We start from the raw sequence: 22,992 nt of genomic DNA, 5'->3' as shown, positions 1-22,992 counted from the left end.
TTCAGCCTTTGGGTAAATACATGTCGTTTGATCTTTATGCACCACACACTATAAAACAACAAACCCCTATGATGCAGCAGTATCTAAAAATAAAATCAGAGCATCGCGATATTTTATTGTTTTATCGTATGGGCGATTTTTACGAACTCTTTTTTGATGACGCTAAACGCGCCGCTCAATTACTCGATATTTCGCAAACACATCGCGGTAAAGCCGGTGGCGATCCTATCCCTATGGCGGGCGTGCCTTATCATGCAGTCGAAAACTACCTAGCACGCCTAGTCCAAATGGGTGAATCAGTGGCTATCTGCGAACAAGTGGGTGACCCTGCAACCAGTAAAGGTCCTGTCGATCGTAAAGTTGTTCGTATAGTTACACCTGGTACAATTTCTGACGAAGCGCTTTTACAAGAACGACAAGACAACCTCCTTACCAGCGTTTGGCAAAGTAAAAAAGGTCTGTACGGTATCGCGTACCTTGATATTAACTCTGGTCGCTTTAACGTTGTAGAGGTTAACACTGACGAAGCCTTTAGCTCAACTATTCAGCGCTTAGCTCCGGCAGAACTTCTGTATAGCGAAAGCTTTCAAAACTTTCATTTAATTGAGCATATAAAAGGTGCCCGCCGCCGCCCAGAGTGGGAGTTCGACTTAGATACGGCCGAGCACTTATTATGCGATCAGTTTGGTACTAAAGATTTAGTAGGTTTTGGTGTTGATAAAGCCCACAGCGCGCTTGTTGCTGCCGGTTGCCTGATGCAATACGTAAAAGATACACAGCGTATTGCACTGCCACATATTCGTTCAATTACGCTTGAGCACAACGAACACGCTGTTATTTTAGATGCCGCAACCCGTAAAAATTTAGAACTTACCGTTAATTTATCAGGTGGGTTTGAAAACACACTTGCCCAGGTTCTTGATAAAACAGCAACACCTATGGGTTCTCGTTTACTTAAGCGCCGTATTCATACACCTGTACGTAATAAAGACGAGCTAAATTCTCGCTTAAATGCAATTAGCGCTATTTTAGATGTACAACTGTGCGGCGAATTACACGAATCATTAAAAGAGATTGGTGATGTAGAGCGAGTTATTGCACGCCTAGCTTTATGCACAGCTCGCCCGCGCGATTTAACTCGCCTTCGCAGCGCATTACAAGCACTTGCACCACTGCATACTTTGTTAGGTGATGCTAACGATCCTCGTATAGCGGGTATTATCAAGCACTCGCCTGAGCTCCCTGATTTACAAGAGTTATTAGAACGTGCAGTGATAGAAAACCCACCGGTACTTATTCGTGATGGTGGCGTTATTGCCCCTGGTTACAACAGCGAACTAGATGAGTGGCGTAACTTAAGTAAAGGTGCAACCGACGTACTTGATCAACTAGAGTTGCGTGAACGCGAACGCACAGGTATTAGTACGCTTAAAATTGGTTATAACCGCGTACATGGCTTTTTTATTGAAGTAAGCCGCGCCAATGCTCATTTAGTGCCAGCCGACTACATTCGCCGCCAAACGCTTAAAAATAACGAACGCTATATTATTCCTGAGCTTAAAGAGCACGAAGATAAAGTACTTGGTAGCCAATCAAAAGCACTCGCACTTGAAAAGCAACTATACGAAGAGTTGTTTAGATTTATCGCTCCACATATTGAACAGCTGCAAATGATGGCAGCAACACTGGCCGATTTAGACGTATTAAATAACTTGGCCGAACGTGCACTTTCACTCAATTATGCAAAACCAGAACTGTGCGATAACGACAATATAAGCATTAAGCAAGGTCGTCACCCTGTTGTTGAACAAGTAATGAAAGAACCGTTTATTGCTAACCCTGTTGAATTAAACAGCCAACGTAAAATGTTGATTATTACAGGTCCAAACATGGGCGGTAAATCAACCTATATGCGCCAAACAGCACTTATTGTATTAATGGCTCACATTGGCAGTTACGTACCTGCAGACAGCGCTAAAATTGGCAATATCGATCGCATATTTACACGTATTGGTGCAAGCGATGATTTAGCATCAGGTCGCTCGACCTTCATGGTAGAAATGACCGAAACAGCGACTATTTTAAATAATGCCACGGCGCAGTCTTTGGTATTAATGGATGAAATTGGTCGCGGTACAAGTACCTACGATGGTCTCTCGCTTGCGTATGCAACAGCCGATCATTTAGCGTCAAAAATATCAGCTAAAACATTGTTTGCAACGCACTACTTTGAGTTAACAGAACTTGCTGAACAAACAACAGGTCTGGTAAACGTGCACCTCGATGCAATAGAACATAACGATACAATCGCCTTTATGCATACAGTACTTGATGGCGCAGCAAGTAAGAGCTTTGGCTTACAGGTAGCTGCTCTTGCGGGTGTGCCAAAAGCTGTTATTGCACAAGCAAAGCAAAAACTTAAGTTACTCGAAAATCATCAAAGCGTTACTGCACCAAATACAGAGCAACAAGCATTTACTTTTAATAATGAAGCTGCACAAAATACACCTTCAGAAGTGGAAGAGCAGTTGGGAGCTATTGACCCTGATAATTTATCGCCACGCCAAGCGCACGATTTATTATATAAACTAAAAGCATTGTTGTAATTTATATCATCTAATTTACAAACATAAAAAAAGCCGAAGAATAAATTCTTCGGCTTTTTAACACACATAGTCTTTTAAGTTATTTACGCTGTTACGAAAACTGATTAAACAAGCTATCTGTACTTAAACCTTCTTGTTGCAAAATGTCTTTTAAACGACGTAATGCTTCTACCTGAATTTGCCTTACACGCTCACGTGTTAAGCCTATTTCACGACCTACATCTTCAAGTGTAGATGGCTCGTAGCCAAGTAATCCAAATCGACGTGCTAACACTTCGCGTTGTTTAGGGTTCAATTCACCTAACCAGTCTACAATGTGTTTATTAATATCATTATTTTGTACTTCGCCTTCAGGGCCTGCACTTTTTTCATCTGGGATGATATCAAGCAGTACACTGTCGTTTTCTCCACCAATCGGCATATCAACCGATGCTATTCTCTCGTTTAAACGTAGCATTTTAGTTACGTCTTCAACGGGTCTGTCTAGGCAAGCTGCAATTTCGTCAGCTGTTGGTTCATGGTCAAGTTTTTGAGTTAATTCACGCGCTGTACGTAAGTAAACATTAAGCTCTTTAACCACATGTATTGGTAGGCGGATGGTGCGAGTTTGATTCATAATGGCACGTTCGATTGTTTGACGTATCCACCATGTAGCGTAAGTAGAGAATCTAAAGCCACGCTCAGGGTCAAATTTTTCAACGGCGCGGATTAGGCCTAAGTTACCTTCTTCAATTAAATCAAGTAGAGCAAGGCCACGGTTATTATAACGGCGTGCTATTTTAACAACTAAACGTAAGTTACTTTCAATCATACGTTTGCGTGAGGCTTCACAACCTCGAAGTGATTTACGAGAAAAAAACACTTCTTCTTCTGCGCTAAGCAAAGGAGAAAAACCAATTTCGCCTAAATAAAGTTGGGTTGCATCAAGATTTTTAGTTACTTCTTCTTTTGCAAAGATTTCATCGTCTTCTACTTTTTCTAGTAGAGTTGTGCTTTCATCAGCAGCGATGTCATCGAATTTTTCGTCAGTCGTAGTGTGTTTGTCAAGTTTTGCTGCGCTAGCCATAAGCCTTCTCCCGAGCAATTATCAATACCTGAAAATTAGGGTAGGTATTTAGCAGGATTGACAGCTTGCCCTCGGTAGCGAATTTCAAAACGAAGCGCGGTGACCGGAGATTCTGAATTACCAATTTCTGCTATTTTTTGTCCTGCCTTAACCTTCTGCTTTTCTTTAACAAGTAATTTTGAGTTATGTGCATAAGCACTTAGGTAATCATCATTATGTTTCAATATGATTAAACTACCATAACCTCGTAGAGCGTTACCCGCGTACACCACTGTTCCTTGTGCCGCGGCTAAGACTGAAGCCCCTTTGCGATTAGTAATCTGTAAACCTTTATAACCGTTTTCCTTATTAGAAAAGCGTTTGGTAATTTTGCCCTTTGCAGGCCAAGACCACTTAACTTTACTGCTCGACAAACGTTTAGTATTACTAACTTTGTTACTGGCTTGTTTCTGAACATACTCTCGTTGTTTTGGAGGATCAAGCTCTTTCTTTAATATAATGTTATTTTTTTGTGTTTTTTTTGTAGACTTTTTACTCGGATTCGTATATTTTTCATCCCTTTTTATTTTTTTTGGCTTAGGGATTAAGGATATATTTTGTCCAGGAAAAATAGTGTAAGGTGATGGAATTGAATTGTTTTTTGCAAGTAATCTAAAATCTTGACCGGCACTAAAGGCGATAGAATAAAGGGTATCTCCTCTTTGTACTTTATAGTTGCTTCCATTAATGTTAATAGTATGACCTAAATCGTTAACATTATTATTTAGACTGCTAACAGGCGCAGGAACATGGCGAGAAGAGCAACCAGAAAGAAAAACACCAACAAATATAGTCACATACAGTAAAAACTGTTTATTCATTGTATTTTTCTCCCAAATTAGACAATTGATATTTTTAACGCTTAACGCAATAAAAAGTACGCTAGCGCAATTAATACCACTAATCCCCAACCAAGTATTTCAATATATTGACGTAATTTTGCTTCCATTTTAGCCCCGCCCCACTTCATTAAGGCTGAAACTAAAAAGAATCGCGCACCACGTCCAATCGCCGATGCGAGTAAAAATGGCAAAAACGCCATTTGTAAAACACCTGCGCCAATGGTAAATACTTTATATGGTATAGGCGAAAAACCAGCTAAAAACACAACCCAAACACCGTAATCTTTAAACCAATTTAATGCGATATCAAACTTTTCTTGCCAGTGCATTTGTGCAATCAATGGCTCAACAACGGGTTCAAATAGCCAAAACCCAAGCAAGTAACCAACTACTCCACCAACAACCGATGCTATTGTGGCAAAGCTTGCAAAACGCCATGCTTTTTTGGGTTGCGCAAGCGACATAGGTGCAAGCATTACATCGGGCGGTATTGGAAAAAAAACTGACTCTGCAAAGCTCATTGCAGCTAAATAACGTTCCGCATGGCGGTGCTTTGCCCACACTAGGGCCATATCGTATAACTTGGTAAACAACTTCAAAATGAATTCCTATTCAATATCGCCAGGTACTAACGGCACAAATCTAACGGGAGCAATAACATGCTCTTTATAATTATCGCCTTCGCGAATAACCATTACTAATTTTTGATCGCTCTCACCAATGGGCGCTAATAACACGCCTCCATCGGCTAACTGAGCAAGTAAGTCTTGCGGAACTTTAGAGGCCGCAGCAGTCACTATAATACCATCAAAAGGTGCTTGTGATTGCCAGCCTTGCCAACCATCACCATGCTTCATGGTTACATTATATAAATCGAGTTGTTGCAATCGACGCTTTGCCTGCCACTGAAGCGTTTTAATACGCTCTACCGAATAAACCTTTGTAAACGTTTTGGCTAATATTGCAGTTTGATATCCAGAGCCAGTACCAATTTCCAGCACTTTATTGCGTACACCTGCTAAGCGAAGTAGCTCTGTCATGCGCGCTACTATATAAGGCTGGGAAATAGTTTGCCCTTGCCCAATAGGTAGCGCCGTATTTTCATAAGCTTTGTGTTTTAGCACATCGTCTACGAATATGTGTCGCGGAATATCAGCTATAGCACTCAGTACTTGTGTATCTTCAACGCCTTCGCGCTTTAGTAAATCAGATAGCGCTTTTGCACTGCGGGTATAATTAGCGAGCACGATTAATCTCCAAATCGGCTAACCAGTCTCCTACTGCTTTTAGGCTGTCTTTGGCTGTCATATCAACACTTAATGGCGTAACAGAGGCATAACCGTTATTGATTGCGTAAAAGTCGGTACCCTCACCTGCATCGCTTTCTATGCCCAGCGATCCATACCAATAAATATCTCGACCCCAAGGATCGGTTTGTTTGGTCATGGTTTCTGCTTTATGACGAGCACCTAAACGAGTTACTTGCACCCCTTTTAATTCACTTAATGGAATATCTGGCACATTTATATTTATTATTTGATCTTTTGGAAGCGGATGCGAAGCCAAACCTTTAATAATATTTACGGTAACAGCAGCGGCTGTTTCAAAATGCTCACCTTTATGTGAGCAAAGCGATACCGCAATTGCAGGTAAGCCTAAATGGCGACCTTCAGTTGCAGCTGCAACAGTGCCAGAGTAAAGCGTATCATCGCCTAAATTGGCACCATGGTTAATACCAGCAACAACAAGGTCTGGTTTTTCATCAGCTAACTGATTTACACCTAAATGTACACAATCAGTAGGTGTGCCATTAACCGACATAAAACCATTTTCGAGTGTAGTCGCTCGTAGTGGGTTCATTAATGTTAAAGAATTACTTGCGCCACTACAGTTGCGATCAGGTGCAACAAGGGTTACATCTGCAATTTGTATAAGCGCCTGATATAAAACCGCAATGCCTTTAGCATTTACGCCATCATCGTTACTTAACAGTATCTTCATTTATGTCATTATCCTTTTCTTTGCGCTCTCGAGGGCTAGCATCTTTATAATCCACCAGCTCACGTAATAATGCAGTTGCAAAACACCCTTTTGGCAAACCAAAACTCAGTTTTAAACTGGTTTCATCTATGGTCTCAACCGTTAAGTTTTGCGGAATTAAACGCAGCATTCTGCGCTCATTTTTAAGGCCTAACTCACCCAAGCCATCACACCATGTTTGGAAAGGTTCAAGCCATATTTTTTCTTGTTCAGTTAAACCTTTTTCGCTTTTCCCCACCATAGGTGCCGACATCATAATATCGCCAGTAGCTAATCGCTCTATGTTTTCGTCGTTAATTGCATCTTCAAAAAATGCATTACTGCCGCTGAGCATAAATACTTCACGGTGCATTGTTTTAGCTAAACCATGCTCTTTAACACGTAAATTTACTATTTGATTAAACACATGAGAGCGCGCTGCTGAAATAATAATACCGCGCAGTTTTTTATCGCGAATGCGCTCACCGGCAAACATTTTTTCAGCCATAACTAAGTTATGACCGCTATGCCCAAATCGTTGTTCGCCAAAGTAATTAGGCACACCTGCGCGTACTGCGTTAATGCGGCATAAAATATCGAGGGGCTTGGTTACGTTACGAAGCGTAATAGTAAATTTATTACCTTTGTGGCAGCCCGTGCGTAATTTACGGTCGTGGCGCTGTTGCGACACAATAAAAATACTCTCGCTATTTAAATCGCTAAAATCGATAGGCTTTTTAATCGGTACTTTTACACTAAACCACTGTGAGCACACACCGTGGCGATCTTTCATGCCGGCGTAACTTACGTCTCGCGGTGAAACACCCGCACGCTGCGCAATTAGCTTGGCAACATATTGCGTATTTTCGCCTTTTTTAACCACCTGCAAACACACGTGTTCGCCACTACCGGTAAACTCTATACCTAAGTCTTCATCAACCATAAAGTCTTCAGCAGTGGTTTTAAAATCAGCTTTAGAAAGCGGCGCACCGTATAAATAATTTAGATCGCTCATGCGTTTTTTGTACTCATAGACTCTTTACTCATAATAACCACTGCATGGCTCGAAATACCTTCCCTGCGCCCTTCAAAGCCTAGCTTTTCGGTAGTAGTGGCTTTAACGTTAATTTGGCTAAGGTCACAATTTAAATCGCTGGCTAAATTAGCACGCATAGCTTGAATGTGTGGCAGCATTTTTGGCGCCTGTGCAACAATAGTCACATCGCCATTGCCAATTACATAACCTTGCTCTTTAGCTAAGCTCACCACATGGCGAAGTAAAATACGGCTATCGATATTTTCATACTCGCTTGCCGTATCTGGGAAGTGCTTACCAATATCACCCATTGCAAGCGAGCCTAAAATAGCATCGCATAATGCATGAATAGCAACATCGCCATCTGAGTGCGCTAAAAAGCCCTGTGGGTAATCAATTTTTTCACCACAAATAGTTAACGGGCCTTCGCCGCCAAATTTATGTACGTCAAAACCATGGCCAATTCGTATCATAATGCACTCTCGTTTTGTTGTTTATGTAATAAAAACCCAGCTAATTCTAAATCCTCTGGCGTGGTTATTTTAATATTATCGCTGCGACCTGCTACAAGCTTTACTGGCTTACCCGCCCATTCAATTGCACTTGCTTCGTCTGTAATAGTTGCCCCACTTGCTAATGCGCCTTGAAGTGCATTTTTAAGCTCGTCATATTTAAAAAACTGCGGGGTAAGTGCTTGCCATAAATCGTCTCGTGGCACAGTTTGTAGGGCATGAGTGTGGCCGCGTTTTATGGTGTCTTTTACTTTGCTAGCTAAAATACCGCCTTCATCAGCGCGTATACATTCATCAATTAAACGTTCTATATCACTGATATTAACTAGCGGACGGGCAGCGTCGTGCACCAGCACCCATGTTGGGGGGTTAGGCGCTAAAAAAAGTAAACTATTGAGCACAGAATCAGCACGCTCTTTACCGCCACTGGCGCGAACAATGCGCTTATCAAGCAGTGGGAGTTCGTCAAAATAGGGGTCGCTGTCGCTAAGGGCAACAACAATAGTGCGTAATTGAGATAATTGAGAAAGTTTAGCTAAGGTGTGTTCTAAAATGGTTTTACCGGCTAATTGTATATATTGCTTAGGCGCATTGTGCTGCATTCTACTGCCAACGCCCGCAGCAGGTACAATTGCTGCAATAGTCTGTTTATTTGTCATATTGTTTGCCCGGTAAAACACGAATAAATGTTTCGTCCGGTTTAATCATTCCCAATTCGTTGCGTGCACGCTCTTCAATGCCTTCTTGGCCAAGCTTTAAGTCTTCAATATCTGCTTTAAGTACTTTATTACGTTTAATGAGCTTTTCGTTGGTTTCTTGATGCGACGCTACAGCACCTTTTAGCCGTGTGTAGTCTTGTAAACCATTATGACCAAACCATAATCTGTATTGTACAAACAGTGCTAAGCACAGTAAGCCAACTTGAAAAATACGCATTTAACACTCCTTATTTTAAATTCCAAATACCTTAACTTTAATACGCTAAGGGACGCTTTAAATTGCGCCAATTAATACTACCCGCTAAAAGCATTTCGCGTAGTGATAAAACCCGTGGCATACAACGCTTCGAAAATTGCCACTGATGCCCGCAACATGCAGCGGTTAAACTCACTTTACTTGGCTTTATTAGCTGAGCATTTTGCTGCTCTAGCCCATTTCCTAAAAAATCAAACCAACCAAGCTCGTTACAATGCAGCTTATTTTCGCCTAACTGATCGATACTGTCTATTCTAAGACGCACCTGATCGTAGCCATGCAATATAACGGGCACTATAAGCCCCACTTTGGCATACGTTTGATAAAAAAGTTCATTAGCTTGAACATTCACATCGGGTGGGGTCGGTTTTTGCTTTTCGAGCCACGTACCATTTTGCGCGTCCAGCGTAAAAGGCGTGTCACCATTGGCAACTAACGTTGCAGCTCGCTCAATATAATAAGGTAGGCTTTTTAACTGGCGGCGCAGTTTATCGGCATTAGGCTCTGCAACTAATCGCTGAACCTCACGCTGATAAAACGCATTACACAATTGTGCATACAACACTTTTTGTGCATCAGTTTGCCAAATTTCAACTTGCTGCTGAGCACCAAGTGACTGATTTTTAGCGACCAAAAGCTGTACTCAAAAATATTCGGGTAAATGTTTTATAACACAGTATTGAATGTTTTTTAAGCACAGCGCACTAATTAAGCGCTTGGCTTTTCACCTAATTTTGCTTTACCTGATTCTAAAAATTGCACAACCGTATTACGCTTTTTACCAATCAGCAAACTGCCATCAGCTAAAAACATAAAGTTTTGCCAATTGCGTTTAAATACATCAAATGTTGTTTCGATAATATTATCGCGTGCCATACAAAAATAAACAGTGGTGTTAGCTTCCCAATCTAAAAACGTTAAGATTGCTTCTGGTGGTTGCGCATCACCATTTTCCCACGCATCTTGCCAATCTACTTCTTGGCTAAAGCTTTTTTCTTGGCCACACCAATCGGTGTCTTCAAAAAAATCTGGGTGATCAAACTCACGGCTTACCATGGTTGTCCAAAGTACGGCTGCGCGCTCATCTCCCATAGGCTTTATTTTTACTGCGTCTTCATCTGATACAGGTAAGTCTTTATGACGAAAAACCCATGCTTTTTTGTAATCATCTAGCGAAATATAGTTCATAGTATTGGCAAATTAGTTAACATTAAAAGTGCAAAGCCAAATTATACAAGAGATCAAAACATGACTACAGCAATAAAACCACTTTCACTCAAACCAGGCATATACCAACACTACAAAGGGCCGCAATACAAAGTTGTTCATGTTGCCACCCATAGCGAAACCGAGGAGCAGCTTGTGATTTATCAAGCGCTATATGGTGAATTTGGTATGTGGGCGCGCCCACTTAGTATGTTTTTAGAAACTGTTGAAAAAGAAGGTGAGGTCATACAGCGTTTTGCCTACCTTGGACCTGCCGTTTAACTATGGCATTATAACAAAATAACTTACTCCTCAGACCAGACAAGGGTACACCGTGCAATTTAATTCAACTGACAATTACATAGCGAGTAGCGCGCTTAAACAAGCTGTAAATGCTGCCATTATGCTTGAAAAACCACTTTTAATTAAAGGTGAACCAGGCACAGGTAAAACCATGCTGGCTGAGGAGTTGGCTAAAAGCTTAGATACCACGCTTATTCAGTGGCACATAAAATCGACCACTAAAGCACAGCAAGGCTTATACGAATACGACGCGGTTTCGCGCCTGCGCGACAGTCAATTAGGTGACGAACGTGTACACAATATTGGCAACTACATTGTTAAAGGTAAGCTTTGGCAGGCATTTACGTATGCAGAGCTTAACGGCAAACGCCCAGTGCTTTTGATTGATGAAATAGACAAAGCCGACATAGAGTTCCCAAACGACTTACTACTTGAGCTTGATAAAATGGAGTTTCATGTTTATGAGACTAACGAGCGCATTGTCGCAAAAGAGCGCCCTATTGTAATCATCACATCAAATAACGAAAAAGAATTGCCGGACGCATTTTTACGCCGCTGCTTTTTTCATTATATTGATTTTCCTAGCAGCGACGAAATGCAGCAAATTATTGACGTGCACTACCCTAACGTTAAACAGGATTTAGTACGCCAAGCACTCGAAGTGTTTTTTAACCTGCGCGAAGCAAACGGTCTTAAAAAGAAGCCATCCACCAGCGAATTACTCGACTGGCTTAAATTACTAATGGCAGAAGACATAGACGCTAAAACACTGCACGACAAAGCTAAAAAAGGCGGTTTAATGCCAATGTTTGGCGCATTACTTAAAAATGAGCAAGACATAAGCCTAATCGAAAAACTTGCCTTTATGAGCCGTCGCTAGGGCCTGTTGACCTTTCAGGATTAAAATTTGTTCTAACTAGGGACGATTTAATCGTGGCGCGAGGTTTGTAACCTAGTGGGCTAAGTAAAAGCCGAGCAACAAAGAGTTATTCGTCCCTAGGACGAACCTTCAGGCAGCGCGTGTTTGGTATTTATGCTGTGTTATCGCCTATTTATGGGGAATAACCACACTACATAGGCTCTGCCTTGCCTAAATACCAAACACACTGCTGCAAATTTAACCTCGAAAGATAAACAGGCCCTAACATGTTAGTACAGTTTTTTTTCACGCTACGAAAATACCGCTTACCGGTAAGCCTGCGCGAGCTACTCGATTTAATAAACGCCTTAAAAAAAGGCGTTATATTTGCCGACGTAGACGCCTTTTACCATTTAGCACGCTCCATAATGGTAAAAGACGAAACGCACTTTGACCGATTTGACAAAGCCTTTAGCGACTATTTTAGTGGTATTGCTGACCTCGATTTGCTCGAGAGCTTAAAGCAACAGCACAACTTACCTGAAGACTGGCTACGTAAAGAATTCGAAAAAAACCTAAGCGATGAAGAAAAAGCCCAACTTAAAGCCATGGGCGGGCTCGATGAGCTTATGAAAACCCTAAAAGAACGTTTAGAAGAGCAACAAAAACGCCACGCTGGCGGCAATAAATGGGTGGGCACCGGTGGCACCTCACCTTTTGGTGCATACGGTTATAACCCAGAAGGTGTGCGTATAGAGCAAGACGGTAACCGTAATCGCCAAGCAGTAAAAGTGTGGGATAAACGCAAATATAAAAACCTCGATACCGACAGAGAGATTGGCTCGCGCACAATTAAGCTCGCCCTTAAAAAATTACGCAAATTTGCCCGCACTGGCGCAAGCGACACGCTTGATTTAAACGAGACTATTCGCGCTACTGCAAAACAAGGCGGCATGCTTGATGTGAAAATGGCACCCGAACGCCACAATGCCGTAAAAGTGTTGATGCTGTTTGATATTGGCGGCTCAATGGATGACTACATTCATACCTGTGAAGAGTTATTTAGTGCCGCGCATGGTGAGTTTAAGCACTTAGAGTTTTACTACTTTCATAACTGTTTATACGAGCACGTTTGGCAAGACAATACGCGGCGCCACTCAAACGTAATCGACACCATGACGCTCATAAACAAGTTTACCAGCGACTATAAAGTGATATTTGTGGGTGATGCCACTATGGGCCCCTATGAAATCGCCTACCCCGGCGGCTCAGTAGAGCACTACAACGAAGAGCCCGGCAGTGCTTGGTTACAACGAGTCACCAATCACTTTGATAAAGTCGCGTGGCTCAACCCACAACCCGTTGAACACTGGCCGTACTATCAATCAATTGATTTTATAAAGCAGCTAATGGATAACCGCATGTACCCGCTGAGCTTAGATGGGATAAGTAGAGCGATAAAAGAGCTGAGTTAAAGGTGAATTAACCACAACTAAGCAGCACTTCCGATCATCAAAAAGCAAGACACGACCCCACTCTTTCCTTGTTCATTAAAATCCGGGTTGTGCCAAATGCATTATACTGGACTTGCCATACTGTTTGTTTATATTCATCAAAAAGCCTTTGTGGGGCGCCTAAGTGCGAGTTATGAAAATAATAAATAGCGCCTGCTTTTACCATTGCCAGTGGCTCACCCTGTAGATAAACGTATTCTTTGGTTATTTGCCTACTGCTATTAGCCTCACTGATTAATAAACCATTTTCATCATAAAAATAATAGCGGTTATTACCTGCAACTGTTTTCAGCGTCATTTCACCACGGCTAATGGCATTTCTTCGTGCATCATAGATAAATAATAACGGGGTTTGACTGTTCACGGCTAATAATCTGTGCTCTGTATCAGCATCAACATAATTTACATTAGGTGTGTCACCTTGTGTATGCGTTAAACGATTTTCTATGCCGTGCAGCCCTGCAGTCTAGGGCAAGCTGCCCGACATGTTAGTTACTGGTGGGTTGTAAGGGTCATTCGGCTTGAATGAATAATATACCCTTTTAACCCATCATCTGTTTCGACTTTGTATGCCAAATAATCTTTACCGTACCTCTTATCAAGAACAACGACTTTAGTCCCACTGGGTAGAATGGCAACCTGTTTTTCAGGGAAACCCAAATTTTGCACCCCCGGCTCTTTCAACAATTCTGTGGTTTCATGAAGTTCAAGTCTTTCTAAAGATGCATCACAACCAGCCATCAGACCAATAACCCAAAATGATAATAAGAACGATTTTATCTTGCCCATGGCGCACTGGTCCCCGTTGCTGGCTGTGACGCTGCTTGGAAAGAGTACCCATTAGCAGCGCCGGAATTCAATATCGCATTCCCTACTGATACCGGCAAGATGCTGTTGCCAATATTAACCCCAACATTCTGCAAGCCTTGCTGAGCAGGCTTTTGGTAGTACTTTCCCTTAATTGAATATAAATCTACTTTTTCCTATTTCTGACACCAAAAACAAGTAAAACAATAGATGTCAAGGTTGAAAAAATAAACAGGACTGCCGCAATATAAGGCTGTCTGCACCTAAAGCTTTCATGAAACAAATCAAATTCATTTTCACAAAAACCACTAGCTAAACTTGCAGATGAGAATACCCACATCAATCCCCATAAGGAAACAACGAGAAAGACAAAACTAAAAATAAAATATATATATTTCTTCACGTTTTTCTGCTCTTTATAAATTCAACTGGTTAAGGCTCTCAATTATTCTTCTTGTTCGCTCTTGTATTCTTCGAGCTTCCTGTTGACGCCAACTTTCAGTTCGAGAAGAATCAATCACACTAGAAACAAATGATTGACACTGATTTGTTGGCCCCCAACGGCCTAAGCCTCTGCCAATTTGAAGACGTTCGTTTACTCTATCTTCATCAACATCATCAACCACTTCACAGCTCGCCCCCTTCTGAGAGTTCCTTCCTGTATGAGCAGTTACCTCGACATGGTCTCCAGGCATATCACCACTTTGATTTCCAGCATTACCATCACCGCCTACAGGCCCCATTCCTGCTTCCCTTGTATCGGTTCTTAGCCACTGGTGATCTATAGGCATAAAACCAAATGCGGGTTGGCTGCATATCTGCACTTTTAAGCCAAGCGGATCACTATACCTCACAGGGTTACCTAGAGCGTAAGTATAGGTATTTATGCCACCGGCTAATCCTATCGGATCTGATTGTAAGTACCGACCAATCTCTGGATCGTAGTATCTGTGCCAGTTATAATAGAGCCCTGTTTCAACATCAAAGTACTGCCCTGGAAAACGAATATTATTCGTTATTTGCTCAGCGACGGCTTGTTGAGTAATTATCTGGGTTGTACCAAATGCATTATACTGGGCTTGCCATACTGTTTGTTTATATTCATCGGCGCCTAAGTACGAGTTATGAAATACAACAAATTAAAACACCGTTTTTATTAGCAATAATATTTAAAATTAATTCTCACTACGTTTACTATTTCGTAGCCACTTGAGAAGTATAAGTACTTTTGCGACCTCCAAAACTAATAACAATGTTATAATTACGATTGTAAAAGAAGGGATTATACTTTTTAAGGCGCTAAAAAAGAAAAGTGTTGGCGGTATGATAAGTAGCAACCTAAATGGGAATTGTATTAGAGCTACGTACGCACCAAGTTTCCTCTCCTTAATTAAAAGATAACCAGAAGCAATTATTGACACTTTAACCAAATGAGCCAAAATAGTAAAAGCGACAGCCCATATAGCAAAACCGCCTGACGATTTAATATCATCGAGTAAACCAGTGTAGAATGGAATACTCCCATTTATAACCGACGAAATAACCAACCAAGAAATAAACAGCAAATCTATTACGCCAAAAAGTTTAATAATTTTATTCATTTAATTGCTCGGAAAATGTTTATAAGTTTTATTGGGGACAGCAGGAGCCCAATGCCAAGATTTACCACTTACAGACCAATCATCTTTATAGTTGCCAAATGCTTGTTCAATCTTTCTGTAATCACCATCTTGCACGCCATAATTAGTCGAGCATTGTCCATTTTCATTGTATTGCTCTTCAATACGTTTATCTTCCTTTGTACCGTACCACTGCTGCACCACATCTCTCGTCGAATGTTCAAAGTTGTGAGCGTTCATCACAGCCCCTTCCTGCAATGAAGATATTCTATCTAAGAGACCAATTGTCAAATTTTTGAGTGCATGGTGATCATAATCCCTTGTTATCCATACTAATCCATTTAAATCATATCTAGTAATCGGATTCCCACCAACATACCCATAGGTATTGATACCGCCCGCTAATCCTATTGGATCTGATTGTAAGTACCGACCAATTTCTGGGTCGTAGTATCTGTGCCAGTTGTAGTTATTTACAAACTTTCTTGACTTCTAAACCATCTTTAAGGGAATAGTATTCCCCACACTTTTCATCAATATTTCTAAATCCAATACCTTCAGAATCAAGCATTTCAAAAAATGTTGTAGTGCCATCATTATTCCAATCCATATGTTCAATGTCATATCCTTTCGAGAAGGCCAGGAAAACAATAAAACCAAAATACAATACGACAATAGATAACACAGCTAAAGATAATTTTTTCACTTTTAATTACCATCCCGCCCATGGAGCACTCTGATACCAACTAGGCGCTTCATTAGATGAGCCTCTTGGGTAATAGCTTTCTCCAGTAATAAGACTTTGATTATTGAGAGCATCATGCAAACCACTTGGGGTAACGTTAATGCCTAAATCATACCCCTGTTCTTCAAGTGCATTTTCTAAAGGGTCTGTACAATTATTACCTAAAGGACCATAGCTACCTTTATCTACTAACCACTTCATTCTCTTTTCGAGCTTTCTCTCTTGCTCTGGAGTTAAATCTAAAGTTAATGCTCTCGCATCTCTAAAATTATTTCTTTCCAAATATTCAGAGGTCGGTAGAACTGTCATACCATTTGGCCCATATGTATATGTAGTGCCATTTATATCTGTTGCGGTATGACCAAATGAAGACGAACCCCAATCAACACCTTCAAAAGTTAACGCACGAGTTTCTAATCCAAACGGATCAATGTATTTCAAAGGATTATTTAAGACGTAAGCGTAAGTATTTATGCCACCGGCTAATCCTATTGGGTCACTTTGAATATATCGACCAATCTCTGGGTCGTAGTATCTGTGCCAGTTGTAATAAAGCCCTGTTTCTGCATCAAAGTACTGCCCCGGAAAACGAATATTATTCGTTACTTGCTCAGCGACTGCTTGTTGAGTAATAATCTGGGTTGTACCAAAGGCATTATACTGGGCTTGCCATACTGTTTGTTTATATTCATCGGTAAGCCTTTGTGAGGCGCATAGTTTAACTACTTTTCGTAAAGCTTTTTTACCACTATAAAAGCTTCACCATCACATGCACCTATCACAACCTCCTTTACTTTTAGAGAGTCAGTCTCATAATATTCAGGGGTCGTAAAACCTTTATCCGTATAAGCAATTACACATACAAAATGCCAACTCACCTTTGATGCAAAAATCAATTTCATCAATTCATTTTTTGAACTAATATTTTTTTTACAAGCAATATGCACCATCTCTTCATGTTTATTTATAAATGAAGTTTTTTCAAAACCAACTAAATCCCCCTCCGTACCCATTACATCATCAAAAATACAAATTACATCTAACTCTATTATTTTTTTATATAAATAATGAGCAAGCCAATGTGACATATCTTTTACTGGGCTTACTCCTTTAGAGTTAGTTATTTCTTTTTTTATTTTCCCACCATCCCTAGGAGTAAAAGTTCTATCTATATTACCTAGTACTGGTAACTCCATATTATATGAAACATCATTAGAACTAATAAATAATTTAGCTTGCTTACAAATGGTGTTGTTAAAAGACAGTACTTCATCAATATAATTTTTTACGTTATTTTCATCTTCAATATTTAACATTTATTTTCCTTTCTTTTTAACTCCACCATTAGGGTAAATTCTCCATCCAGGTCCTTTTCTATCGTTAAAATCCCAGTGGGGACCGATAGGCTCTCCGTGATCTAAATCAGGGTGTATACTTTCAGGTCCATTGGGATTTTTATACCCTCCGAATTTACCTCTTTGTGGTTGTTTTCCATGCCAAGGCCACTTAAGACCATCTTGCCCAATAGGATGATTAGCAGGACTTTCAAAATCAAAATCAGGCAAATTATTAGGACATTCATTATCTTCTTCATTAAACACATAGTTAAACAGAGCTTGAGCAATTGGGTTTGGTCTAAATAAACTGCCAATATCCAAGTTGACAGCTGGGCGGGTATAACTTGTAGGTAGTCCAGTAACACTTTGTCCTCCTTGGTAAACAGGAGAAGCCGTTGGCGCCAAAGGTGATATGTAAGGCCTATTAATCGGCGTAACGGGGATGGCTCTTAAACCATTCGCATCGACATAACTAACTGGATTCCCCCCAACATACCCATAGGTATTGATACCCCCCGCTAATCCTATCGGATCTGATTGTAAGTACCGACCAATCTCTGGGTCGTAGTATCTGTGCCAGTTGTAATAGAGCCCCGTTTCTACATCAAAGTACTGCCCCGGAAAACGAATATTATTCGTTATTTGCTCAGCGACTGCTTGTTGAGTAATTATCTGGGTTGTACCAAAGGCATTATACTGGGCTTGCCATACTGTTTGTTTATATTCATCAGTGAGCCTTTGTGGGGCGCCTGTACTTACTTATGAGTAAAATTAATGCAGTTATTAACAACACACATAATAGAAAAGATAGCAATTTAACGTCTTTATCTAATTGCATAAGTAAAGTTTGATAAATACTCTCTTTTTCACTTCGCTCTATTTTTAATAACTTTGTAGCTAATTCAGCATTATGCGTCACTATTGATATATCGATAGGGGCCGATTCATTATTCTTTAGGGTATCGCATAATATCCATACATGTATTAAAGTTGAAACAAGAACGTACACCACTCCCCCCCACAAACACATCAAGCTCAATTTAATATACTTATTCACTTTATACTCCTGGAACTAAAGATAACGTACCACAGACAGCACCTGCAGTCGCAACCATTGCGCCACTTAAAACCAGGTTAATATTTCCAAATTTTCCATTCATAATCTGCCCCTTTTGTTTTACTAAAGAGTGTTTAAGATCTAATAGCGTATTTAGCTTTTCAGTATCACTTTTACTGCACTCTAAAATCTCCTGATCAACTAGCTCTTCTAAATGGTTGATATTCACAAGGGAAGAATCCATTGCGGATAATAATGTACTGGTATCGCTGTATAACTGAAAAGCACCAACAGTCATTGCACAGCTTTGAAAATTTAGAAACTCTTTTCCATCTGGGTCATATCTCATGACCGGATTCCCCCCAACATACCCATAGGTATTAATTCCACCGGCTAATCCTATCGGATCTGATTGTAAGTACCTACCAATTTCTGGGTCGTAGTATCTGTGCCAGTTGTAATAGAGCCCTGTTTCTGCATCAAAGTACTGCCCCGGAAAACGAAGATTATTCGTTACTTGCTCATTAAGAATCTGGGTTGTACCAAAGGCATTATACTGGGCTTGCCATACTGTTTGTTTATATTCATCGGTTAGCCTTTGTGGGGCGCCTAAGTGCGAGTTATGAAAATAATAAATAGCGCCTGCTTTTACCATTGCCAATGGCTCACCCTGTAGATAAATGTATTCTTTGGTTATTTGCCCACTGCTATTAGCCTCACTGATTAATAAACCATTTTCATCATAAAAATAATAGCGGTTATTACCTGCAACTGTTTTTTGAACCCTTAACCCTTTGTAGTTGTACTGATAGTGCGTGGTTGACCCATTGTTGGTGGCCGACTCTAAACGGTTTGCGTCATTATAGTTCAGCGTCATTTTCCCACGGCTAATGGCATTTCCTCGTGCATCATAGGTAAATAATAACGGGGTTTGACTGTTCACGGCTAATAATCTGTGCTCGGTATCAGCATAAACATAATTTACATTAGGTGTGTCACCTTGTGTATGCGTTAAACGATTTCCTATGCCGTCGTATTCAAATTCACGCGCAACCCAGCTGTCTAGGGCAAGCTGCCCGACATGAGTGTATGTATAATGACGACTCAATTGCGGTTGCTCTTGGTCCGTAATATCTGAAATATTGCCAACCAAGTCATAAATATAATTTATATGATTCAACCCTGTTACTTGCTGGCTGGTCACACGGTACGCTGTATCGAACGTTTTTTGTAATGTAAGCCCATTCCCTAATTCGGCTGACGTCATCGGTCCAAATGGTAAATACTGGATGCCCGATGCTATTTGCGTTACCCCTTTTGTTGTAGTTAACTCAACTGATTGAATATTCCCCAACGTATCGTAACTGTAGCTAACACTATTACCACTTGGGTAATGCAAACGTTGTAATCGGTCACTATCTCCATAATCAAACCCTAACGCAAATTGGACTTGATTATTAGACCAGCTTGTTTCGCTTAATTGAGCAAATTGATTGTATTTAAAGCCAGTAGTACCGCTGTGCTCAGTAACCGACGTTAGATGACCTGTGCCATTATTACTGCCGGTTGCTTCGTCATACGTAAATAACACTTGCTCGTGAGGAGTTGGATATCGAATAGCAATAGGGCGATTAAGTGCATCGTATTCAATGTTTACTGTGATATTACGCGCATCGGTAGAGCTTATCAGGTTACCGGCCTCATCGTATTCGTAATGTGTTATACCTGAATCAGGGCTGGTACGTGTAATTAGCTCGTCAATATCATTGTAGGTGTACTGTGTTACCTTGCCTGTTGCGTCTGTCACCGCAGATAACTTACCTGTTACAGTGTAGTCGTACAGTGTGGTATAGCCATTTTGGTCTTGTATTTGAGTTAACCGATTTAAGCCATCATACTGATAATTGATTGCTTGCTGGTTCGCATCTAAATTAGTGAGGGCGTTGCCTTTGGCATCGTAGGTAAATGTGTTTTCAACACCAAAGTCAGACACCGAGGCAAGATTTCCGTCTACATCGTAACGATTGCTTTGATTGTAAACAACGGTATTATTTTCATTGATAAGTTGGGTGGCAATCACACGCCCTGCGCTATCTCGCTGATACTTAATTTTATTCGTCGCATTGACTGCTATCGTGTTTAAATTTTGATTGTCATCATAAGTATAACTTGAGGTAATACCCTGACTGTCTGTCACCGATTTTAATTGGTCATTTAAATAATAGTCGTAGTTAAGTTGGGTTATACCATTATCCCATAAGGACACTTGCCCGGTGTTTGTATAGCTCATACTAACACTATGGTTATCTAACTCTTTATACTGTGTAATACGGCCCATATCATCATACGCTGAGACAACTAACTGCGGTTGATATAGTGCATTTTTTATTTCAGTCACTAAACCTTGGTCGTTATAGGTTAGCAGGGTGATATCACTAACATCGACTCTTGGGCCATCGACTTTAGTAATATTCCCGTACTCATTATATTCGTATTGCGTTGTTTGACGATTCCCAATTGACGTTTCTGTTAGCCAGTCATTTTCATCATAATTAAAACGGGTATAAATACCGTTATTATTAATTCCACTTAGCAAAGGTTTTTCATATTCCCAAGAATACTCTGTTATGTCTGACTCTAGGCCTTCTGCATCCACTGTAACTGATGATAAAAGTCCTGTGAAATAGTCCTTTTCTTGCAATGTCACTGTACCATTTACATCAACATACTCTTTATCAAAATCAATAATTTGAGTTTTAACCGATTCATTTAAGCAAGTTAAGCATTCTACTTTTGCTATTTTGCCCATCACAAAGTCAAACAGCTCAACTTTACCGGTTTTGCCTGTGACTTCTCTTTGGTTATCATTTTTATAGTTAATACTCGTAACACCATAATCGCTGCCGTCTGAAGTTTCGACTACACGGCCTTTATCATCGTATTGATACGTTAATGTTGTTTTGCCTAATTCATTGGTTACTGAAGTTAACAAGCTTGAATTACGCTCATCATCATAATGGTAATTAACTCTTGAGTGGATACCCTTTTTATTCTTAGGTTTTTCTATATACAGTAGCCGTTTATTATTATCAAAACGATGCCTAAACAATGAATTACCCAGAGTAACATCGTAAAAGTAACCGGTATCATCGTATATGGTAGTAATACTACCTTGAACACTGGGTACAGGCCCCTTAGAAATACTAAAAGTAGAGGTAACCTTGGATAAGTAATTAATTTTTACTACCGTACCATCCGCTTTTTTTATTTTAGTGAGTTGCCCTTTACTAAAGTATTCTTTGTCTAAGTTGGCTTTGCTTAAAATAAAATCAGAACTTTCAGTATTGAGTTGTTGCCCGCCGGTTAACTTTTCTTGATATTTACCAACGCGGCTAACCCATTGTGGGTTGTTTATGTCGTAATCGAAGTAACCAAATGACGATGATAGCTTTCCTTTTCGCCAAATTTGTATGTTACTAACTTCTTTAAGAAAATTTACTGCTTGCCAATTTTCATCTTTGTATGGCGATACAAATCCTGTATTCATTCGTATATCAAGTTGGTTAACCCATTGACCACTTATCTCAGTAATATTTTCAGTTTCGGTAGTCGTATTGGTTGAATAAATAAAATCAAGCGGAAAATAGTCTTGTAAAGTATGGAACACACCAGAACTGTAACTCGTTGATTCTTTTTGTGCTAATGCAGGTATTGAGTTATTTATCTGCCCTGAGAAAGCATCTACGCCATTATCTTGTGGGCAACCATCATCACAGTCTTTTTCTTCATTTGCATCATAAGTAATGATAAATGGCAAAGGATAAATATATGAAGGAGCCCCCGTTCCATAACCAGGCTGGGTACATGCAGCTTTTTGCCAGTATATTTTTTGATATGTAAAACCATATTGGAATATATAGCCATTGGCCCCATTAATTAGTTCTTGAACTGTTGCAGGCCTGCCGTCTGGTGGATCTCGAAATTCCCCTGCGATGGTATTGATAGTGCCATAAGTGGTTTTGCCATCTAGTGTAATATCACAAGTACCTTGCTCTTTTATAAAAGAATTATAACTTTCAACATACTCTGTACATCGTTGTAATACATCATTATAGTTTGGACCACTTAATATCTCTTTGTGCAGTGATTGGTCTAATAAAAGATTATGGTATCGCATCGCCGCATCAAAACTTGTTAGCTCACCTCTGATCAATATACTGCCAGCATTGGTAATGCTTTTTATTGGATACCAATGTTCAAATTCTGGAGAGGCAGTAGTAGGGTCAAAATCTATCGCCTTACAGTGGAATACAGCTTGTTGCGTACTAACTGGTGGGATTGCATACAAAAATGTTGAAAACAAAAAACTTACCAACACACAAATTAGCTTAAGTGCTCGTTTACTTGAACTGTACATATTAATTCCATTTAAATTATGTAATTTAGCTAA

General features: G+C 40.2%; 23 protein-coding genes and 4 pseudogenes. 4 read left to right on the top strand and 23 right to left on the bottom strand.

Features of this window, described 5'->3' with window-relative positions; genetic code table 11:
• Window positions 1–20: 20 nt before the first annotated feature.
• Complete coding sequence (mutS, locus tag I6F42_RS13205) at window positions 21–2,606, top strand: DNA mismatch repair protein MutS (RefSeq protein ID WP_197152417.1); 2,586 nt, start codon at window positions 21–23, stop codon at window positions 2,604–2,606.
• Window positions 2,607–2,697: 91 nt separating this feature from the next.
• On the opposite strand, the gene rpoS is transcribed toward mutS, so the two are convergent.
• The 11 genes from rpoS to I6F42_RS13150 all read right to left on the bottom strand — a co-directional run bounded on the left by rpoS (window position 2,698) and on the right by I6F42_RS13150 (window position 10,283).
• The gene (gene rpoS / locus I6F42_RS13200; RefSeq protein WP_197152416.1) at window positions 2,698–3,672 is read right to left on the bottom strand and encodes an RNA polymerase sigma factor RpoS; all 975 of its coding nucleotides are present in this window, start codon (window positions 3,670–3,672) and stop codon (window positions 2,698–2,700) included.
• Between the two features lie 35 nt (window positions 3,673–3,707).
• Complete coding sequence (locus tag I6F42_RS13195; RefSeq protein WP_197152414.1) at window positions 3,708–4,532, bottom strand: peptidoglycan DD-metalloendopeptidase family protein; 825 nt, start codon at window positions 4,530–4,532, stop codon at window positions 3,708–3,710.
• A 41-nt stretch (window positions 4,533–4,573) separates the two neighbouring features.
• A complete protein-coding gene (locus tag I6F42_RS13190; RefSeq protein WP_007584782.1) occupies window positions 4,574–5,152 on the bottom strand; it encodes a YqaA family protein in 579 nt (192 codons plus the stop codon).
• Between the two features lie 9 nt (window positions 5,153–5,161).
• Window positions 5,162–5,800, bottom strand: a complete 639-nt coding sequence (locus I6F42_RS13185; protein ID WP_007584780.1) for a protein-L-isoaspartate(D-aspartate) O-methyltransferase — start codon at window positions 5,798–5,800, stop codon at window positions 5,162–5,164.
• Complete coding sequence (gene surE, locus I6F42_RS13180) at window positions 5,790–6,554, bottom strand: 5'/3'-nucleotidase SurE (RefSeq protein ID WP_007584778.1); 765 nt, start codon at window positions 6,552–6,554, stop codon at window positions 5,790–5,792. The genes I6F42_RS13185 and surE overlap by 11 nt, the downstream gene beginning before the upstream one ends.
• Complete coding sequence (truD, locus tag I6F42_RS13175; protein WP_197152411.1) at window positions 6,535–7,587, bottom strand: tRNA pseudouridine(13) synthase TruD; 1,053 nt, start codon at window positions 7,585–7,587, stop codon at window positions 6,535–6,537. The genes surE and truD overlap by 20 nt, the downstream gene beginning before the upstream one ends.
• The gene (ispF, locus tag I6F42_RS13170) at window positions 7,584–8,081 is read right to left on the bottom strand and encodes a 2-C-methyl-D-erythritol 2,4-cyclodiphosphate synthase (RefSeq protein WP_197152409.1); all 498 of its coding nucleotides are present in this window, start codon (window positions 8,079–8,081) and stop codon (window positions 7,584–7,586) included. Before ispF ends, truD begins: the two co-directional genes overlap by 4 nt.
• Entirely contained in the window at window positions 8,078–8,779 is a 702-nt protein-coding gene (gene ispD / locus I6F42_RS13165; RefSeq protein ID WP_197152407.1) for a 2-C-methyl-D-erythritol 4-phosphate cytidylyltransferase, read from the bottom strand. The genes ispF and ispD overlap by 4 nt, the downstream gene beginning before the upstream one ends.
• Window positions 8,769–9,056: a cell division protein FtsB gene (gene ftsB / locus I6F42_RS13160; RefSeq protein WP_007584772.1), complete on the bottom strand. Its 288-nt coding sequence runs from the start codon at window positions 9,054–9,056 to the stop codon at window positions 8,769–8,771. Before ftsB ends, ispD begins: the two co-directional genes overlap by 11 nt.
• A 37-nt stretch (window positions 9,057–9,093) precedes the next feature.
• Window positions 9,094–9,729, bottom strand: a complete 636-nt coding sequence (locus tag I6F42_RS13155) for a hypothetical protein (protein ID WP_002958964.1) — start codon at window positions 9,727–9,729, stop codon at window positions 9,094–9,096.
• Between the two features lie 74 nt (window positions 9,730–9,803).
• Complete coding sequence (locus I6F42_RS13150; protein WP_010554439.1) at window positions 9,804–10,283, bottom strand: DUF2947 domain-containing protein; 480 nt, start codon at window positions 10,281–10,283, stop codon at window positions 9,804–9,806.
• 60 nt (window positions 10,284–10,343) lie between these two features.
• Between I6F42_RS13150 and I6F42_RS13145 the strand changes: the two genes are divergently transcribed.
• The 3 genes from I6F42_RS13145 to I6F42_RS13135 all read left to right on the top strand — a co-directional run bounded on the left by I6F42_RS13145 (window position 10,344) and on the right by I6F42_RS13135 (window position 12,938).
• Entirely contained in the window at window positions 10,344–10,583 is a 240-nt protein-coding gene (locus I6F42_RS13145) for a DUF1653 domain-containing protein (RefSeq protein ID WP_024594065.1), read from the top strand.
• Window positions 10,584–10,635: 52 nt separating this feature from the next.
• Complete coding sequence (locus I6F42_RS13140; protein ID WP_010554437.1) at window positions 10,636–11,484, top strand: MoxR family ATPase; 849 nt, start codon at window positions 10,636–10,638, stop codon at window positions 11,482–11,484.
• A gap of 266 nt (window positions 11,485–11,750) precedes the next feature.
• Window positions 11,751–12,938 carry a VWA domain-containing protein gene (locus I6F42_RS13135; protein WP_197152405.1) on the top strand — a complete coding sequence of 396 codons (1,188 nt, stop codon included), beginning with the start codon at window positions 11,751–11,753 and terminating at the stop codon, window positions 12,936–12,938.
• Window positions 12,939–12,975: 37 nt separating this feature from the next.
• Here I6F42_RS13135 and I6F42_RS20375 read toward each other — a convergent pair whose 3' ends face one another.
• From I6F42_RS20375 to I6F42_RS13075, 12 genes and pseudogenes are all read right to left on the bottom strand, one after another.
• The gene (locus tag I6F42_RS20375) at window positions 12,976–13,341 is read right to left on the bottom strand and encodes an RHS domain-containing protein (protein ID WP_010554435.1); all 366 of its coding nucleotides are present in this window, start codon (window positions 13,339–13,341) and stop codon (window positions 12,976–12,978) included.
• 128 nt (window positions 13,342–13,469) lie between these two features.
• Complete coding sequence (locus tag I6F42_RS13125; RefSeq protein ID WP_010554434.1) at window positions 13,470–13,766, bottom strand: SH3 domain-containing protein; 297 nt, start codon at window positions 13,764–13,766, stop codon at window positions 13,470–13,472.
• 434 nt (window positions 13,767–14,200) lie between these two features.
• Window positions 14,201–14,845: pseudogene (locus I6F42_RS13120) on the bottom strand (RHS repeat-associated core domain-containing protein); the annotation flags it as partial.
• A gap of 114 nt (window positions 14,846–14,959) precedes the next feature.
• Window positions 14,960–15,385: a hypothetical protein gene (locus tag I6F42_RS13115; protein WP_010554432.1), complete on the bottom strand. Its 426-nt coding sequence runs from the start codon at window positions 15,383–15,385 to the stop codon at window positions 14,960–14,962.
• Window positions 15,386–15,646 (bottom strand): hypothetical protein, encoded by a 261-nt coding sequence (locus tag I6F42_RS20210; protein ID WP_231616360.1) that lies wholly within the window; start codon window positions 15,644–15,646, stop codon window positions 15,386–15,388.
• A gap of 102 nt (window positions 15,647–15,748) precedes the next feature.
• A pseudogene (locus I6F42_RS20335) lies at window positions 15,749–15,862 on the bottom strand (RHS repeat-associated core domain-containing protein); the annotation flags it as partial.
• A 10-nt stretch (window positions 15,863–15,872) separates the two neighbouring features.
• Window positions 15,873–16,109 carry a hypothetical protein gene (locus tag I6F42_RS13105; protein ID WP_010554430.1) on the bottom strand — a complete coding sequence of 79 codons (237 nt, stop codon included), beginning with the start codon at window positions 16,107–16,109 and terminating at the stop codon, window positions 15,873–15,875.
• Between the two features lie 6 nt (window positions 16,110–16,115).
• Window positions 16,116–16,796: pseudogene (locus I6F42_RS13100) on the bottom strand (RHS repeat-associated core domain-containing protein); the annotation flags it as partial.
• 74 nt (window positions 16,797–16,870) lie between these two features.
• A complete protein-coding gene (locus I6F42_RS13095; RefSeq protein ID WP_010554428.1) occupies window positions 16,871–17,464 on the bottom strand; it encodes a hypothetical protein in 594 nt (197 codons plus the stop codon).
• Window positions 17,465–17,806 (bottom strand): polymorphic toxin type 37 domain-containing protein, encoded by a 342-nt coding sequence (locus I6F42_RS13090; RefSeq protein ID WP_197152403.1) that lies wholly within the window; start codon window positions 17,804–17,806, stop codon window positions 17,465–17,467. It lies immediately after the preceding gene.
• 141 nt (window positions 17,807–17,947) lie between these two features.
• Window positions 17,948–18,229: pseudogene (locus I6F42_RS13085) on the bottom strand (RHS repeat-associated core domain-containing protein); the annotation flags it as partial.
• Window positions 18,230–18,543: 314 nt separating this feature from the next.
• Window positions 18,544–22,959, bottom strand: coding sequence for an RHS repeat-associated core domain-containing protein (locus I6F42_RS13075; RefSeq protein WP_197152401.1), 4,416 nt, complete (start codon window positions 22,957–22,959; stop codon window positions 18,544–18,546).
• Window positions 22,960–22,992: the final 33 nt, after the last annotated feature.

The organism is Pseudoalteromonas sp. SWYJZ12 (assembly GCF_015864395.1).
Classification (GTDB): domain Bacteria; phylum Pseudomonadota; class Gammaproteobacteria; order Enterobacterales; family Alteromonadaceae; genus Pseudoalteromonas; species Pseudoalteromonas arctica.
Note: the sequence above shows the minus strand (reverse complement) of the source record. Positions and strands in the feature narration are given on the sequence as shown.

Coding starts and splice junctions, on each gene's coding strand:
- I6F42_RS13150 (WP_010554439.1), bottom strand. CDS start 10,283: ATGAACTATATTTCGCTAGATGATTACAAAAAAGCATGGGTTTTTCGT.
- truD (WP_197152411.1), bottom strand. CDS start 7,587: ATGAGCGATCTAAATTATTTATACGGTGCGCCGCTTTCTAAAGCTGAT.
- I6F42_RS13095 (WP_010554428.1), bottom strand. CDS start 17,464: ATGTTAAATATTGAAGATGAAAATAACGTAAAAAATTATATTGATGAA.
- I6F42_RS13195 (WP_197152414.1), bottom strand. CDS start 4,532: ATGAATAAACAGTTTTTACTGTATGTGACTATATTTGTTGGTGTTTTT.
- ispF (WP_197152409.1), bottom strand. CDS start 8,081: ATGATACGAATTGGCCATGGTTTTGACGTACATAAATTTGGCGGCGAA.
- I6F42_RS13115 (WP_010554432.1), bottom strand. CDS start 15,385: ATGAATAAAATTATTAAACTTTTTGGCGTAATAGATTTGCTGTTTATT.
- I6F42_RS13125 (WP_010554434.1), bottom strand. CDS start 13,766: ATGGGCAAGATAAAATCGTTCTTATTATCATTTTGGGTTATTGGTCTG.
- I6F42_RS13135 (WP_197152405.1), top strand. CDS start 11,751: ATGTTAGTACAGTTTTTTTTCACGCTACGAAAATACCGCTTACCGGTA.
- surE (WP_007584778.1), bottom strand. CDS start 6,554: ATGAAGATACTGTTAAGTAACGATGATGGCGTAAATGCTAAAGGCATT.
- I6F42_RS13075 (WP_197152401.1), bottom strand. CDS start 22,959: ATGTACAGTTCAAGTAAACGAGCACTTAAGCTAATTTGTGTGTTGGTA.
- I6F42_RS13145 (WP_024594065.1), top strand. CDS start 10,344: ATGACTACAGCAATAAAACCACTTTCACTCAAACCAGGCATATACCAA.
- rpoS (WP_197152416.1), bottom strand. CDS start 3,672: ATGGCTAGCGCAGCAAAACTTGACAAACACACTACGACTGACGAAAAA.
- ftsB (WP_007584772.1), bottom strand. CDS start 9,056: ATGCGTATTTTTCAAGTTGGCTTACTGTGCTTAGCACTGTTTGTACAA.
- mutS (WP_197152417.1), top strand. CDS start 21: ATGTCGTTTGATCTTTATGCACCACACACTATAAAACAACAAACCCCT.
- ispD (WP_197152407.1), bottom strand. CDS start 8,779: ATGACAAATAAACAGACTATTGCAGCAATTGTACCTGCTGCGGGCGTT.